14 protein-coding genes are annotated in these 16,212 nt (G+C 59.5%); 5 read left to right on the top strand and 9 right to left on the bottom strand.

Translation table 11 applies throughout. The annotated features are described in order from the left end of the window. Positions 1–199 precede the first annotated feature (199 nt). Positions 200–1,234 (bottom strand): YeiH family protein, encoded by a 1,035-nt coding sequence (locus tag AAAX73_RS04660; protein ID WP_349125176.1) that lies wholly within the window; start codon positions 1,232–1,234, stop codon positions 200–202. A gap of 193 nt (positions 1,235–1,427) precedes the next feature. Between AAAX73_RS04660 and AAAX73_RS04655 the strand changes: the two genes are divergently transcribed. After that, positions 1,428–2,129 (top strand): GntR family transcriptional regulator, encoded by a 702-nt coding sequence (locus AAAX73_RS04655; RefSeq protein ID WP_349125175.1) that lies wholly within the window; start codon positions 1,428–1,430, stop codon positions 2,127–2,129. A gap of 283 nt (positions 2,130–2,412) precedes the next feature. Here the strand turns inward: AAAX73_RS04655 and glmS are convergent, their stop codons facing one another. Beyond that, on the bottom strand, positions 2,413–4,260 hold the full coding sequence (glmS, locus tag AAAX73_RS04650; RefSeq protein WP_349125174.1) for a glutamine--fructose-6-phosphate transaminase (isomerizing): 1,848 nt from the start codon (positions 4,258–4,260) through the stop codon (positions 2,413–2,415). 238 nt (positions 4,261–4,498) lie between these two features. On the opposite strand from glmS, the gene AAAX73_RS04645 reads away from it, so the two are divergent. From AAAX73_RS04645 to AAAX73_RS04635, 3 genes are all read left to right on the top strand, one after another. Continuing rightward, entirely contained in the window at positions 4,499–4,948 is a 450-nt protein-coding gene (locus AAAX73_RS04645; RefSeq protein ID WP_349125173.1) for a helix-turn-helix domain-containing protein, read from the top strand. Between the two features lie 4 nt (positions 4,949–4,952). Further along, positions 4,953–5,858 carry an IS3 family transposase gene (locus AAAX73_RS04640; protein WP_349125233.1) on the top strand — a complete coding sequence of 302 codons (906 nt, stop codon included), beginning with the start codon at positions 4,953–4,955 and terminating at the stop codon, positions 5,856–5,858. Between the two features lie 416 nt (positions 5,859–6,274). Continuing rightward, positions 6,275–7,408, top strand: coding sequence for a LacI family DNA-binding transcriptional regulator (locus tag AAAX73_RS04635; protein ID WP_349125172.1), 1,134 nt, complete (start codon positions 6,275–6,277; stop codon positions 7,406–7,408). Positions 7,409–7,783: 375 nt separating this feature from the next. Here the strand turns inward: AAAX73_RS04635 and AAAX73_RS04630 are convergent, their stop codons facing one another. Then, positions 7,784–8,434 (bottom strand): HAD family phosphatase, encoded by a 651-nt coding sequence (locus tag AAAX73_RS04630; RefSeq protein ID WP_349125171.1) that lies wholly within the window; start codon positions 8,432–8,434, stop codon positions 7,784–7,786. 173 nt (positions 8,435–8,607) lie between these two features. Between AAAX73_RS04630 and AAAX73_RS04625 the strand changes: the two genes are divergently transcribed. Continuing rightward, positions 8,608–9,486, top strand: coding sequence for an ATP-dependent sacrificial sulfur transferase LarE (locus AAAX73_RS04625; RefSeq protein WP_349125170.1), 879 nt, complete (start codon positions 8,608–8,610; stop codon positions 9,484–9,486). A gap of 136 nt (positions 9,487–9,622) precedes the next feature. On the opposite strand, the gene AAAX73_RS04620 is transcribed toward AAAX73_RS04625, so the two are convergent. The 6 genes from AAAX73_RS04620 to AAAX73_RS04595 all read right to left on the bottom strand — a co-directional run bounded on the left by AAAX73_RS04620 (position 9,623) and on the right by AAAX73_RS04595 (position 16,160). Then, positions 9,623–11,317 (bottom strand): ATP-binding protein, encoded by a 1,695-nt coding sequence (locus AAAX73_RS04620; RefSeq protein WP_349125169.1) that lies wholly within the window; start codon positions 11,315–11,317, stop codon positions 9,623–9,625. A 367-nt stretch (positions 11,318–11,684) separates the two neighbouring features. Beyond that, positions 11,685–12,335, bottom strand: coding sequence for an HAD family phosphatase (locus tag AAAX73_RS04615; protein WP_349125168.1), 651 nt, complete (start codon positions 12,333–12,335; stop codon positions 11,685–11,687). Between the two features lie 451 nt (positions 12,336–12,786). Next, positions 12,787–13,653, bottom strand: a complete 867-nt coding sequence (gene modD / locus AAAX73_RS04610) for a ModD protein (RefSeq protein ID WP_349125167.1) — start codon at positions 13,651–13,653, stop codon at positions 12,787–12,789. 273 nt (positions 13,654–13,926) lie between these two features. Continuing rightward, entirely contained in the window at positions 13,927–14,379 is a 453-nt protein-coding gene (locus AAAX73_RS04605) for a PTS sugar transporter subunit IIA (protein WP_349125166.1), read from the bottom strand. Between the two features lie 12 nt (positions 14,380–14,391). Further along, positions 14,392–15,330 carry a transketolase family protein gene (locus tag AAAX73_RS04600; protein ID WP_349125165.1) on the bottom strand — a complete coding sequence of 313 codons (939 nt, stop codon included), beginning with the start codon at positions 15,328–15,330 and terminating at the stop codon, positions 14,392–14,394. After that, positions 15,330–16,160, bottom strand: a complete 831-nt coding sequence (locus AAAX73_RS04595) for a transketolase (RefSeq protein ID WP_349125164.1) — start codon at positions 16,158–16,160, stop codon at positions 15,330–15,332. The genes AAAX73_RS04600 and AAAX73_RS04595 overlap by 1 nt, the downstream gene beginning before the upstream one ends. Between the last annotated feature and the right edge of the window lie 52 nt (positions 16,161–16,212).

The following is a 16,212-nucleotide window of genomic DNA, read 5'->3' as shown; positions in this document are numbered from 1 at the left end:
CGATATTACTCACCAAACACTATAGGGCAAAAGTCGCCGTCCTGCGAGTATATGAATTGCCCCGCATCGCCATCCTGGCGGGGCGATAAGAGCTCTTCGGGACCTATCAACCTGCGGACAAGCCATACCCGCAAGAGCTCCTATCGCTCCACCGTGAGAATGCGCTCGCCAGCACGCAACACGCAAATCAGCTACTTCTCTACCAGATTCCCAGCACGTGCTGCATTCCCAAACTCATGCATGCAATGCCAATCCAGCAGCAAAAGCCCAATGCGATAGGTTTGCCGCCCTTTTTGACCAGCTCGACGATATCGGTATTAAAGCCAATAGCCGCCATGGCCATCACAATAAAGAACTTCGACAGCTCCTTGATGGGCGCCGTAATAGATGCAGGAAGCTGAAGCACCGTGGTGATCACGCTCGCCAGCACAAAGAACAACACAAACATGGGAAACGCACGTTTAAGCGAGAACGTGCTTTTGGCGTCGCCGCCGGCCTTGCGCGCCAGATGCATCTGCCAGCATGCGAGAGCCAATGTAATGGGAATAATGGCCAGCGTCCTGGTGAGCTTAACCACTGTGGCGCTTTCGAGCACATTGGCGCCGGGATGCATGCTGTCCCAGGCACTCGCCGCAGCCGTTACGGACGAGGTGTCGTTGATGGCGGTGCCGGCAAACAGGCCAAAGCCCTCGTTGGTCAGCCCGAGCATGCCGCCGAGCGTCGGAAACACGAGCGCCGCGATAACGTTAAACAGGAAGATGACCGAAATGGCTTGGGCAATCTCGCGATCGTCGGCATCGATGACGGGCGCAGTCGCAGCGATGGCCGAACCGCCGCAAATCGACGAACCCACGCCCACAAGTGTCGCGATTTTGCTCGGCACGTTCATAACGCGGCAGAGCACGAGGGCGATGACAAGCGAGGTCGAGATCGTCGCCACGATAATCGGCAGCGACTGGGCGCCCTTGGACAGAATCTGCGAGAGGTTCATGCCAAAGCCAAGCAGGATAACCGCGTACTGCAAGACTTTTTTAGACGTATAGGTGACACCGGCGACGAGCTGTTCGCGGCGATTCTTGGGAAAGACAAGCGCCAGAACCATGCCAAGGAGGATGGCAAATACCGGCCCGCCGACCACCTCAATCTGTTTGCCGAGCAACGTCGCGGGGATGGCGATGATCAGACAGAACAAGACGCCCTTCCAGCGCTCGCGTACGATATTTGCCAGTTGCATATGGGATTCCTTCTTTCTATTTCACGTTTGCGACGGCTTATGATACGGCAACATTGGGCACAGCCCTGAGCAAACACAGACTAAGATGCCGCAATAGTTCTTGGGCAACAGCCGAATTACCCACCGCGGAGAGCTGATTCGCGGCATAATTAACAACTGACATATGAGTGTGATAGAACAGTTGCGAGGCGCTATGGAAGAATCGATGCACGTCGGCGAGCAGGAAACGAGCCTACAGGACCAGTCCTACCACACCATTCGACGCAAAATCGTCTATCTGGACTACAAGCCGGGCGAAAAGCTGGGCGTCAAGCAGCTTTGCGACGACCTGGATATGGGGCGCACCCCTGTGCGCGAGGCACTGGTGCGTCTGGCGCAAGAGGGCCTAGTGCGCACCGTGCCCCAAAGCGGCACCTATGTCTCACCCATCAACCTCACCCTTGCCGAGAGCGCCTGCTACATTCGCGAGCACCTGGAAAAGCAGGTAATTGTGGAGTGCTGCGCCCGTGCCACCTCGGCAGGCATCGAGCAGCTCGACCGAGCCATCGCGCTGCAGGAAAAGGCCATGGCCGAGGAGGACCGCATCGGATTCTTTTTAAGCGACAACCTCATGCACCGCATGATCTTTAGCATCGCGTGCCGCAGCACCGTGTGGTCATGGCTCGAGGAGACCAATGCCGACCTGGAGCGCTTCCGCTGGCTGCGCGCCGCCACGCAGACGCTCGACAATCAGGAGACTGTTAACGAGCACAAGCAAATCCGCCGCGCCATCGCCGGTCGCGACCCCATCGAGGCGAGCTTTTTGGTCAGTAAGCACCTACATATGATGTTCCGCAACCAGACCGAGGTCCTGGACCAATATCCCAAGTACTTCGAGACCAGCAAGCTCCGCTAACCTGCCAAAAAGGGACAGGTTTATTTTGGCAGGTTTTACCTGGTCAAATGAAACAAGGCCCGACTCCGCCACAACGGAGCCGGGCCTTTTTGTTGGCGCGTTTCGACAACGGGGCACTCGATGTCAGTCACCAGCAGCGAGCGGGCCGCATTTGCGCCAAGGTGACGCGAAATGAGAGGGCGCTGACCTTCTGGTCGCGCCCTCGAAATTGAACGTCAGATTGGCGGGAATGCGGCCCGCGCAGCGCCAGCAAGTCCGCCGTTCGGCAGAACGGCGGAACCAACTACTCGACAGTAACGCTCTTAGCGAGGTTTCGAGGTTGGTCAACGTCGCAACCGCGCAGGATGGCGACCTCGCGGGCGAGCAGCTGCAGCGGGACGCTCGCCGTGATGGGGCTGAACACGTCGCGGACGGCCGGCACGCGGATGATGCAGTCGGCAATCTTGTTGATCTCCTCGTCGCCCTCGGTAGCAACGACGATAACCTTGGCGCCACGCGCCTTGCACTCCATGAGGTTCGACACCGTCTTATCGTACGTCGCGCTCTTGGTTGCCACCGCGATGACAGGGAAGCCCGGGTCGATCAGCGCGATGGGGCCGTGCTTCATCTCGCCAGCAGCATATGCCTCGGCGTGCAGGTAGCTGACCTCCTTGAGCTTGAGCGCGCCCTCGTAGGAAATGGCGGCACCCATACCGCGACCCACGAACAGCGCGGACTGCGCGTCCTTGCACACAAGCGCGGCCTCGTGCACAGCCTCGGCCTGCGTATCCAGAATCCACTGGATCTGCTCGGCCGTATCGGAAAGCTCGCGGAACAGCATGCGCGTCTGCTTGGTGGTCAGGCGGTACTTCACCTGCGCCAGCAGCAGGGCCAAAAGCGTGAGGCTCACGACCTGACCGATAAAGCTCTTGGTCGAGGCGACGGCGATCTCCTTGTTGGCCTTGGTGTAGATGACGCCGTCGCTTTCGCGCGCCACCGGGCTGCCCACCACGTTGGTGATGCCAAAGACCTTGGCGCCCTTGATGCGCGCATCGCGAATGGCGGCAAGGGTGTCGGCCGTCTCGCCCGACTGGGACACGGCCACGACGAGCGTCGTCGGCGTGATGATGGGGTTGCGGTAGCGGAACTCGCTTGCCGCCTCAACCTCGGTAGGAATACGAGCCCAGCCCTCAATAAGGTTCTTGGCGATGAGTCCGGCATGGTAGCTGGTGCCGCAGGCAATCACATATACGCGGTCGATATCGTTGAGTTCCTCGAGCGAAAGGCCCAGCTCGTCGATATCGAGCTCACCGGCAGGGGTCATGCGGCCCACCAGCGTGTCGCGCACGACGCGAGGCTGCTCGTGAATCTCCTTGAGCATAAAGTCGGGATAACCGCCCTTTTCGGCCATGTCCAGGTCCCAGTCGATATGGGTGATTTTGGGCTCAATCACGTTGCCGGCCTCGTCGGTGTACTCGACGCCCGCGGGCGTGAGCTTGGCAAACTGACCGTCTTCGAGCACCACGACATCGCGGGTAGCATCGATAAGCGCGATCACATCGGAGGCAACGTAGGAGCCGGTCTCGCCCACGCCGACCACAATCGGGGAGTCCTTGCGGGCAACGGCTATCACGCCAGGTTCGTCGGCGCACACAGCGGCCAAGCCATAGGCGCCCACCACGTGGGTGCAGGCCTCGCGCACGGAAGCCATCAGGTCGCTCGTCTCGGCATAGGCCTCTTCGATCAAGTGCGCGAAGACTTCGGTGTCGGTCTCGCTCTTAAAGTGATGGCCGCGGCCCTCCAGCTCTTCGCGCAGCTCGGCGAAGTTCTCGATGATGCCGTTGTGGACGATGGCGATACGACCATCGCAGCTGGTGTGGGGATGGGCGTTGACAACGGAAGGCTTTCCATGGGTAGCCCAACGGGTGTGACCGATACCGCAGGTAGCGTCGCTGTCGATGTTGGCAAGCTCGCTCTCCAGGCCCGCGACCTTGCCCACGCGGCGGATGACGTCGAGATGAGCCGCGGCGCCCTCGCCCACCTCGAGCGCGACGCCCGAGGAGTCATAGCCGCGATATTCCATACGCTTAAGGCCCGTGACCAGAATATTCTTTGCAATATCAGAGCCGGTGTAGCCGACAATTCCGCACATAGGATAAATCCCTTCGTTCGCGTGACTGCAAAACGTCCACGCACGACGGGCGCTGAGACGTATAACGTCCGAGTATTGTACTCACACAAACGCAAGCTGATATACCAGAAGTGGTATCTCAACTTGAATACCACTCGATACACACACCCCACCACCACAAAGGGGACAGGCACCTTTTGAACTGCATCCCATTTCTTGGACTTTGAAATTAAGGTTCGAGAAAAGGGAGGCATCGGAAATGCCCCGCAGGAAGAAGGCAAGATACGGTCGCGAGATGAGGGCACGCGCCGCCGACCTGTTCGAGGCCGGCCTCGACTTCGAACTCGCGGCCAAGAAGCTCGACGTTCCCGCCCCGGCGGTGAGAAAATGGCTCTACGCGTACCGGGCAACCGGGAGGAAGGGGCTGATCGGGATGGGCGAGAGCCGCAGGACCTACGACATGGAGACCAAGCTCGCCGTCGCGAGGGCCGTCGTGGACGAGGGGATGCCGCGGTCGGAGGCGATGGCCCGCTTCGGCATCGCCGCCGCCACATCGCTCGACCGCTGGTGCAGGCTGTACCGCGAGGGCGGGCCGGAGGCGCTCGAGCCGGGACGCCGCGGCAGGCCGGAGGGCCCCGGGGGGGGCGGACGCGCGAGCGGGAGCTCGAGGGGCGCGTGCGCAAACTCGAGGCCCAGGTGGCGTATCTAAAAAAATCGATAGCCCTGAAAGCGGAGAAGAGCTCTCAAACTGGGAGAAAGCCCAGGTCGTAGCCTCCCTTTCAGGGCACCACCGCCTATGCGACCTGCTCGCGGCCGCGCGGCTCGCGCCGTCGAGCTACCACTATGCCGTAGCGCACCCGCCGAGAGCGACCCGGCCAGAGCTCCGGGAGGCCGTGCGCGAGATCTTCTCGAGGACGGCGAACGGGTGCGGCCACCGCCAGATAGCGATGTGCCTGAGGGCCGAGCTGGGCGCGAGGATAGCGGACAAGACGGTCCTCAAGATGATGCGGGAGCTCGGCATCCGCTGCGGCATCCGCCGGGAGACCGACTACCATCGCTACAGCTCCTACCGCGGTCCGGTCGGCGAGAGGTTCGACAACCTGATAGCGCGTGACTTTCGCGCGGGCGCCCCGTGGGAGAAGCTCGGGACCGACGTCACGGAATTCAGGCAGCCCTGGGGCAAGGCGTACTTCGCCCCGGTCTACGACTTCTGCACGAAGGAGATCGTCTCCTGGTCGGTGTCGACGAGCCCGGACATGGCCCAGCAGGAGGAGGTGCTCAGGCGCCTGTTCGCGAGGATGCCGGCCGGGGCCTCGCCGATCGTCCACAGCGACATGGGATGGCAGTACCAGCACCCTAGGTGGACCGGCGAGCTCAGGAGGCACGGCGCCAGGCAGAGCATGTCGAGAAAGGGCAACTGCCTAGACAACGGGGCGACGGAGCAGGTGTTCGGGCATCTCAAGGACGAGTTCTTCAGGGGCGTCGAGTGGGCCGACTTCGAGTCCTTCAAGAGGGACCTCGACGCCTACGTCGTGCATTGGAACACGAGGCGTCGCCAGGTGGCGCTCGGCGGCCTCACCCCGGTGGAGTTTCGGAAACGGCTATTGAAAGCGTCCTAGTGTTCGCTTCTAATAAAGAAGGCCAAGATTCGGGACGCAGTTCATTTGTGGTGATTTGGACCGGGGCGGCGCTCTGTCCCGGCGAATAATCTCGATCTGTAACATCTGGGCCGCAATAAGCCGGCTTAGTGTTACAGACCGAGACATTACGGTTCGGCCCCTGCACTATGTCTCAATCTGTAACAGGTAGAGCCGGTTTTGCCGTCCAGATGTTACAGATCGAGACAATTGAAGGCCCGGGCAGCTCAAACCACCACAAAGGCACCTGTCCCCTTCGTGGTAGTCGCGCTGGCAACGGCGTTTTCCCAGATAAAACCTGCCAAAATAAACCTGTCCCTAATTGGCAGGTTTTGACACCTCAAGGGCGGGCGATGCTACAATCTGGCTTGTACTTGAAACGCATCAAAGGGGCCGCTATGGCAAAGGTTAAAATCAGCGACGTCGCGCGCGAAGCCGGGGTTTCGCTGGGCACGGTTTCCAACGCGCTCAACCACCCCGAAAAGCTGCGTCCCGAGACCCTCAAGCTCATTAACGAAACCATCAATCGACTGGGCTACCTGCCCAACCAAAGCGCTCGTCAGCTTGCGGGCGGCGCCACCAAGTCCTTTGGCCTGGTGCTCCCCCGTCTCGATCACGGCTTTTCGCTCCAAATCGCCAGCGGCGCCCACAACGAGGCCCGCAAGCACGGCTACGACCTGCTCATCGCTAACGCCGATAACGACGATATTCTCGAGGACCATTACCTGCGCTATTTTATGGGCACCCAGATGTCCGGCGTCATGGTTCAGCCCATGGCATCCCCCGACTGGCACCCCGCCATGACCAAGATGCCCGTGCCGATCGTCCACCTGGACATCCATTGCTCCGAGCCCGGCTACTACGTAGCGGCCGACAACGAGGCCCAGGGTCGCATCATTGCCGAACTCGCCATCGCCCGTGGCGCACACCATATCACCGTTGTGGGTAGAGCAGCATTTATGCAACTCACCCTGCGCGTCCTTGGCATTCATAAGGCGCTCGCGCTACATCCCGACATCAAGATCGAAGTCATTGACGCCGGCGAGTGGAATACCGCAGCCGACGGCTACAGCATCGGTGCCCAGATTGCCGAGCGTCCTACTGACGAGCGCCCCGATTTTGTCATCGGCCTGACTGACGTATTGGCCTCGGGCGTTATCTCGGCGCTGACCGACAAAGGCATCTCTGTCCCCGGCCAGATTCTTGTTGCCGGCTGCGATGGCAACCCGCTTGCCTGGAGCGGATCGGTCCCCCTCACCACCGTGGCACCACCGGGCTACGAGATCGGCCGCAAGGGCGTGCAGCTGCTCATCGAGCAGATCGAGGATAAACCTGCCGCCAAGACCAAACGAGTCCGCATCGGCTCCGCCGCGCGTACCATCACCACGGTCACGGCCACCGAGGACATCAACCGTCAGGAGCTCGTGCGCCCCTTCTTGCTCGAACGTGTGAGCACCCAAAAGGCCGAACAGCACCCGACGGGACCATCCGCGGCCCCAATAAACGACATCAACCTGGGCGCCTACCTGTAACAAAAAAACGCCGCAACGGGAACAGTCCCGCTGCGGCGTTTTGCTGGCCCCATGTTCCCTCCCCGTTTAGCCGGACCTGCGGCTACGGATGTTTATGGAATGTAATCCATTTTTCATTAGCTTCTTTGCAAAAATGGATTCAATTCCATTTTTTAGAACAGTGCCTCCGCGCGGTCACCGTTGGCGGCAAACGACCTCGACAGGCGCTTCCAAAATCTTGGCGACCTTAAGGATCGTGTCAGTCTGGCTGACCAGGCAGGCAGCCATGTGGTGAGTCGGGCCGTCAACGTCCTCGCCCTCGACAACCACAAACTAATAGTTGCCGCCACCGTCCTGCGAGATCGGGCGCGGGGCATGGCGACTTGCGTGCAAACGCTAGCGCACGGCCTTGACCGCGGCCGTCAGATCGAACAGCGTATCGAGTACCGTCTCGCAGCCGTCCACCACGTCCTGCGGCAGCGGCACGATATCGGGAACGGCAAAGACATGGCAGCCGGCCGTGATGCCCGAGACGCAGCCGTTGCGGGAATCCTCGACCACGGCGCACTCCTCGGGAGCAAAGCCCGCGCGCTCGCAGGCGAGCAGGTACATCTCGGGATCGGGTTTGCCGTGCGCGACGTCCTCGCCGCAGGTCACCATTTCAAACTTGTCAAAGAGGCCGACCATCTTAAGGTTGCGCTCGGCGGTAACATGGCGCGACGACGTCGCAAGACCCACGTGATAGCCCGCAGCCAGCAGCTCGTCTAGGCACTCGGCGGCGCCGGCCTTAAGCTCCAGGTCGGTCTTGACCATCTCGTCGCGAATCTCCTTGTGACGACGATAGATCGCCTCAGCGGTTTCGCTGCTGCCGTAATGCTCCTCAAGGATGCCCATGACATCGGGCAGCGTGCGACCGATAAACTGATGGATCAGCGCATCATCAATCGCGAATCCCAGCTCGGCCGCGCCCGCCTTCCACGCCTTGATACCCAAACGCTCGGTATCGACCAGCGTCCCGTCCATGTCAAAAATAACGGCATTGATCATATCGGTCCCCCATCGCTTCGCGCTGCTGTACTCCCGCAACTTTACCGCACCTGTAAACTTGTATATAACGTATATAGCATATTGCACTTTCGTTACATAGATAGAAGTCTTATGACAAGCGGCTCGGTAGGATTATAGTTTTCGACCGAGTACTCAACGGCAAGGATCGATTCATGCTTTCAGACACCACCGCACCTGCAGAGGGGCTTCAGGACAAACTCACAGCGCTCGAGCAGCTGCTTTTGGCATACGGACGCGTCGCCATCGGCTTTTCCGGCGGCGTCGACAGCAGCTTTTTAGCCGCGGTCTGCGCCCGCATCATGCCCGCCAGCACGCTTCTTGTTCACCTCACTACGCCGCTCATCGGCACGCCCGAGCAGGCTTCGTTTGAGCGGGCGATTGACGGGCAGGCCGATGAGGGGCCGCATTTTAAGCTCCCCGTGCTCAACCTCTCGGTCGATCAACTGCAGCTCCCCCAGGTAGCCTGCAACGACGCCGACCGCTGCTACCACTGCAAGCGCGCCGGCTTTACCGCCATCGTCAACCACGCCAGGTCGCTGGGTTTTCCCACCGTCATCGACGGCAGCAACGCAAGCGACCGCGGCGACTACCGCCCCGGCATGCGCGCCGCCCAGGAGCTCGGCGTGCGCTCGCCCCTCATGGAGGTCGGCTTTACCAAGGACGAAGAGCGCGAGCTGCTGCGCGCCTGGGGCTATCCCGTTTGGAACCTGCCTGCAGGAGCCTGCCTGGCCACGCGTGTCCCCACGGGCGAGGAGCTCACGCGCGAGAAGGTCGATGCAATCCGCGCCTGTGAGGACTACCTGCACGACCTTGGCCTGGACCAGGTCCGCGCACGCCTCGTCGGCGGCTGCATGCATATCGAGGCCGCACCGGCAGACGTCGCCAAGATCGCCGCCCTCGGCAGCACCGCGGTCAACGACGAGGGCAAGGCCCCGCTTCCCGCCGCCATCGAATCTGCCCTGCGCAACCTAGGCTGCGGCCATATCTCCCCCGAGGTCACCCCCTACATCCACGGCAACATGAACCTTTAAGTTACGCCGTTTTACAACCTGCCAAAAAGGGACAGGTTTATTTTGGCAGGTTTTATCTGGAGAAATATCGCAAGACAATCGCCCCTCTAGCACCCATCCAACTTCGAGAGACACTAGAGAGGCGACTCGGCTGCATCTACCTCTTCCGATAGCGGCGGTTGCGGCTCGTCGATGAACCCATTACTTCAATGAGTCCTTTATCCGCCATTTTTGGCAGATGGTAACGGACGGACGAAATCTTGACCCCCGATGCAACCGCTATTTCTCGCGCCGTCATATCCATTCCGGCGCTGAGAGCCTCCAGGATCCTATCCGCCGTCGAAGCTGACGATTCTCTGCTCATATCGATAATTTCAAACGTGTCTTTGCCACATTTTGACAGGACATGTTTATCGACAAGGTCCCCGCAGATCAGGCGAATGTCATCCGAATCCCACTTCAAGGCCTCTCGTATTTTTTGAACATCGCATACGCACCCATGCTCCCGCATAAACATGAGTAATGTTTCCTCGCGATGCGTCAGTTCGGTGTCCACATGGCCCTGAATCCACATGCGGTTTTCAGCAAGCTCCGCCCCGTGCCGGGAAAGCAGCACCGTAAACGAATCGGCCTTAACGATAAATTTCGGCCTGCCAAGCGAACGAGACTCCATCTCGCGAATCATAGCCGGGATGCCAGATCCCTGACTTTCCGCAACAGCCCCCTCAGCATGCTCTAACGGCGTCGCCCCCATCAGACTCATGAGCTTTGGGTTTCGGCAGCGCGATTCCCCGTCCGCAAGATTGTCCACCGTCTTTCCGCCCCAAAGCCCGCCGGGGTTTTTGATCTCTATTCTGTCTGGGTAGATATCGACGCTCACAGCCTGCCCCACAAACATGGGCGAATACTCTCGATGGATGCAGGCATTCGCCAAGGCCTCGCGCAAAACCTCCTGGGGTACTTCCCAATCTTCCCTTCTACCAGCGCCTCGCACTATCGCCGCTTTGCGCAAGTTTCGTCCGATCGCAGCGAGGGCATCTTCGATGCAAGCCGGAATCGGGCCATCGCACAACTGGCGGTCAATAAACCGGGGTTGCCCAGGAGCAGATTTTTCCACATCGGAATGAACGGCGACATCGATCATCAGCTTGGGATAGAACTGCTGGGGGTAAATTCCCGCCGACAGAAGTCCCGCGAGCTTCACATCCCCATCCTTTGTAGTGATATTGAGTCTGGCCAGCTGCTTTTCCAGCGTATCGGCTCCGCGCAAAACGCGCGGGGTCTGCAGCCGGCGATTTGCGATAATGGACCGCACGACATCCGGATCCAAATCCTCGACTGTTGCCTCCGAAACCACCGTACCGTCTGCATCACTCGGAAGCAACGCACTCTGTAGCTCATATAGCTCAGCGGGCGACATCTTGATATCTTTATCATCCACGCGCTTGTAGCTACCGTTCTGCACGCCGCGCGCGCCGATATAGCATGGCTTCGCTTTGAGCTCAAGTTCAAAGATGCGCACCAGAAGTACCTGGAGCCCGTCGACCTCGCCTCGATCAAGCTCATACCGCGGCGCATGGGTCACCGCCGCCGCTGAGCCTCCGTCTCCGATACCCGAAACAAACTGGTCGCGCACCCTGTCGATAGCAAAGTTGGCAGAAGGAACAAATCCTTCGGCTTCGTTCAGGCCCAAAATAATGAGCCCGCCCGCAGTGTTCGCAAAAGCACTCACTGTCTCCCATACGTCTGCACTCAATTTATTCGTGCAGGCTTTAACTTCTACCGATGCGTCATCGGTCCCCCGCCTGCGAAGGCGCTCAACGATAAGGCCAAGAGGTTCATCCAACAGCATTGGCATTCCGTCTCTCTAAAACAATAGATTTATCTCTCTAAAGCTTAGTATATCTCTCTAACTTTAGAGAGATGAGCACCTTCTTTTAGAGAGAAATTTAGAGAGATGTATCGAATTCACTGCTAGATTACCTAAAGCCATCTCTCTAACCGACTTTCTCTTTAGAGAGACGTTTAGAGAGACGAGCGCATCTCTCTAACCATGGGCTCCGCTCTTTAAAGCGTACACATCCCAACCGCAACTTCGTTTGGCGGGCATCGCCCCGCCAACCTGCCAAAAAGGGACAGGTTTATTTTGGCAGGTTTTATCTGGGGAAACGCAAGCAGGACCACGCCGAATCCACCGCCATCAACCTCAGTGCATGCCTTTAACGCACCGCCTTAACTACCGCCGGCAGCTCAAAGAGCGTATCAAGTACGGCCTCGCAGCCGTCCACCACGTCCTGCGGCAGCGGCAAGATATCGGGAACGGCAAAGACATGGCAGCCGGCCGTGATGCCCGAGACGCAGCCGTTGCGCGAATCCTCGACCACAGCGCATTCCTCGGGGGCAAAGCCCGCGCGCTCGCAGGCGAGCAGGTAGATCTCGGGGTCGGGCTTGCCGTGCGCGACATCCTCGCCGAAGGTCACCGTTTCGAACTTGTCAAAGAGGCCGACCGTTTTAAGATTGCGCTCGGCCGCAACGCGGCGCGACGACGTCGCAAGGCCCACGTGATAGCCCGCGGCCAGCAGCTCGTCTAGGCACTCGGCGGCACCGGCCTTAAGCTCCAGGTCGGTCTTGGCCATCTCGGTGTGAAGCTCAATGTTGCGGGCATAAATCGCGTCGGCGGTTTCGCCCTTGCCGTAATGCGCCTCAAGGATGCCCTTAACATCGGCATTCGAACGGCCGATAAACTGATGCGTCAACGCGTCATCAATCTCGATACCCAGCTCGGCAGCACCCACCTTCCACGCCTTCATGTCCAAACGCTCGGTATCGATCAGCGTTCCATCCATGTCAAAAATAACAGCTTTGATCATATCGACCCCTTCATCGGCTTGCGTTACCGCAAATCTACTGCACGTTATAAACTTGTATATAACGTATATATCATATTGCACGTTCGCTATATAGATGGGAGTCTCATAACGAGCGCTCGGTAGGACCATGGTTTTCGGTCGAGTGTCCAGCGGTGAGAAGCGTTTCTGCTTTCAGACACTACCGCACCTGCAAAGGGGCTTCAGGAAGAGCCCGGTGTGCGCATGTCGAGCTACTGCCATATCTCACCCGAGGTCACCCCCTACATCCACGGCAACATGAACCAGTAACCTGCATCCCAATAAGTTGCGGTGGAATAGTTCCTGTTTTGCGGCCCATCGGGCCCCAACAGGAACTATTCCACCGCAACTGCGTTTTGCGAGCATGGACCCGCAAAGAAAGAAACGGTTTTATTATTGGGCGCGTTTGCCCGGGCAAACGCGCGGCGACGTGCTAGACGAACATCTTGACGCTCATGTCGACGGGATTCGCCGTGAAGCAGGACGTAGTCACGAGGCCATCAACACCGGTCGACGCGTATTCGGCAGCGTTGTCGGGATGAATCCCGCCCGCTGCAACCAGGGCCACATGAGGGTCGATTCCATGCAGCTCCTCGACGAGCGGCCCCAGCTCGGCAACCGACACTTTGTCGAACTGAATACCGTCGACGCCCGCCTTCACCAGCCTGCGAGCATCATCGGCGCCCGCCTCGACAAACAGCTTTTTCTCGATGCAGCGTCGACGAATCTGGGGCAGAAGCTCAATAAACGCATCGAGTCCCGTCGCTCCAGAAGGCGCTGTCATAAACCTGGTATGGTTGTCGAACACCAGCACGGTCTCAGAAAGACCCATGCGATGCGGAAACGCTCCGCCCGCAACGACCGCCTTGGTCAGCAGATCTCTATTGCCCGGCGTGCTCTTTCGCGTCGTCAGCACCTCGCACATGGGATTGGCCGCATGCGCAGCGTCGACCATTTTGCGCGTCTTGGTTGCCACAGCCGAGTAGTGATCGAACATATTTAGGCCGACTTTCCATAGCAGATGCAAATTGGCGGCCGAACCGCGTACGCGCATAAAAGATTGCCCGGCTTCAACCTTGGTTCCCGAGGGCTCAAACCACTCGACCGTCAAGTTCAGCATAGTGGCCATACGCGCAACCTCCTCCGTGCAACAAAGCACACAGTTCTCGCGTGTGTAATACTCCATCGCACCGAGCGCCTCACCGATTCCCAGGATATGCGTCGTAAGATCGATATAGGGGACATCCTCGGCGATAAGCTCCTCGAGCCGCGCGTCGCTTATACGGATAATGTCGGACATGGAGCCTTCTCTCTCGCGTTGTTCTCAGCAAAAAGCGTGCCGCTTTTCCAGCCTATACGGTACAACCTCATCAGCAGCGTTTGCCCCGCATCTTACGCATTCTGACGAGCAAACGTCCTGCGGCGTCTCCCGCTAGACTGATTAACCTGCTAAAAAGGGACAGGTTTATTTTGCCAGGTTTTATCTGGGGAAACGCAGACAGGGCCGCGACGTCTATAGCGTCGCGGCCCTTTTCCTTGGAGAAGGATCGATTAATGGAACGGAGAGCCCGTTCTAACCCTCAAGCCCGGCGTTGATGAGCTCGGCAATCTCGACAGGATCGGTGCTTTCGCGCACCTTGTCACGGAAGCCGGCATCCATCAGCATCACGGCGGCCTTGGAGAGCAGACGCAGGTGCGTGGTTCCCGCTTCGCCGGCGGGCACGTACAGCGCGAGCGCCACATCGACGGGCACGCCATCAAAGCTCGGCCACTCAACAGGCTCGGACAGCTTGAGCACGGCCACGCCCGGCGTATGGATCGCATCGCTCTTGGCATGCGGAACGGCAAAACCGGCGACGAGGCCAGTCTCGGCCTCGTTTTCGCGAGCAATAAAAGCCGCCTCTACAGCAGATGCGTCATCGGCAAAACCAAGCTCAACAGCCTGCTCGGACAGATAATGCAGCGCGTCCTCGCGCGAGGCGGCAGCGTAGCCAATCGTCACTTGGTTGGCAGATACAAACCCCATGGAAAGCCTTCCTTACAACACGGACCTGACCGCGGCTTCGATGCCGTCGGCGTCCAAACCGTACTTGTGCAGCAAATCGACCGCAGGACCGGATTCACCGTACACATCGCGCACGCCGACGCGACGCATCGGCACTGGTTGCTGCTCCGCGAGCACCGAGGCCACGGCCTCGCCAAGACCGCCGATAATCGAATGCTCCTCGGCGGTGACCACGCGACCAGTCTTCTTGGCGCTGGCAACCACCAGGCGCTCATCAAGCGGCTTGATCGTGTGCATGTTGATGACCTCGGCGTCGATACCATCGGCAGCGAGCGCCTCGGCAGCCTCAAGCGCCTCGGCGACCATGAGGCCACAAGCGACGATGGTCACATCGGACCCCTCGCGCACGACCACGCCGCGACCAATCTTGAACTCATAGTCCTCGCAGTCGTTGATGACCGGTGTTGCCAGGCGGCCGAAGCGCATGTAGACCGGTCCCTCAAACTCATAGGCGGCGCGCACGCAAGCGCGAGCCTCGATGTCATCGGCGGGAACGATCACCGTCATACCCGGGATCGTGCGCATGAGCGCGATGTCCTCGCAGCACTGATGCGTTGCGCCGTCTTCACCGACCGATATACCCGCATGCGTGGCGCCGATTTTGACGTTGAGGTGCGGATAGCCGATGGAATTACGCACTTGTTCGTACGCGCGGCCGGCGGCGAACATGGCAAATGTGCTCGCAAAGGCGACGTGACCCGTGGTCGCAATGCCGGCGGCGAGCCCCATCAAGTTGCTCTCGGCAATGCCGGCATCGTAGAAGCGCTCAGGATGCGCAGCCTTAAACTTACCGGTCTGCGTTGCGGCGGCCAGGTCGGCATCGAGAACCACAAAGTCATCGCGCTCATTGCCCAGCTCGACAAGTGCCTCGCCATAGCTAACGCGCGTGGCGACTTTCTTGACGTCTGCCATTAGAGCTCCTCCCCTGCTGCTGCGAGCTCGGCCATGGCCTGCTCAAACTGTTCATCGTTGGGTGCCTTGCCGTGCCAACCCACCTGGTTTTCCATAAAGGAGACGCCCTTGCCCTTCACCGTCTCGGCGATAATGGCCACGGGCGAGTCGCTCACTTTGCGGGCCTCGGCAAAGGCGGCTGCAATCTGCGCCATGTCGTTACCGTCGGCAAGCTCGATCACATGCCACTTAAAGGCGCGGAACTTGTCGGCAAGCGGCATAGCCGAGTTGACTTCATCGATACTGCCGTCAATTTGCAGGCCATTGTGATCGACGATAGCGACAAGGTTATCCAGGTCGTGGTTGCCGGCGAACATTGCCGCCTCCCACACCTGGCCCTCCTCGCACTCACCGTCGCCCAACAGCGTGTAGACGCGGTAGCTGTCACCCCAGTGCTTTGCGGCGAGTGCCATTCCAACCGCGGCGGAGATACCCTGACCGAGCGATCCGGTAGACATGTCGACGCCCGGCGTGTCATTCATATTGGGATGGCCCTGCAGGCGGCTGCCGATATGACGGAGCGTCTCGAGCTCTTCCTTGGGAAAGAACCCGCGCTCGGCGAGCACGGCATAGAGTGCCGGAGCGCAATGTCCCTTGGAGAGCACAAAGCGATCGCGCTCGGCGCGGCTCGGATTCGCCGGGTCGACATCCATTTCCTCAAAGTAGAGGTAGGTCATAATGTCGGCGGCGCCAAGCGATCCACCCGGATGCCCCGACTTGGCGGCGTGGACACCCGTGACAATACCGCGGCGAACCTCATTGGCAATCTTGGCCAGTTCCTGATCGGTCATGAAGTTTCCTCTCTTGAGCACGCCGGCCCGGCATAACAAATGCTGGGCCGGC

The sequence above is a fragment of the Collinsella sp. CLA-ER-H9 genome (genome assembly GCF_040092295.1).
Lineage (GTDB): Bacteria > Actinomycetota > Coriobacteriia > Coriobacteriales > Coriobacteriaceae > Collinsella.
The sequence above is the reverse complement of the archived record's forward strand: the minus strand, read 5'-3'. Positions and strand labels throughout refer to the sequence as shown.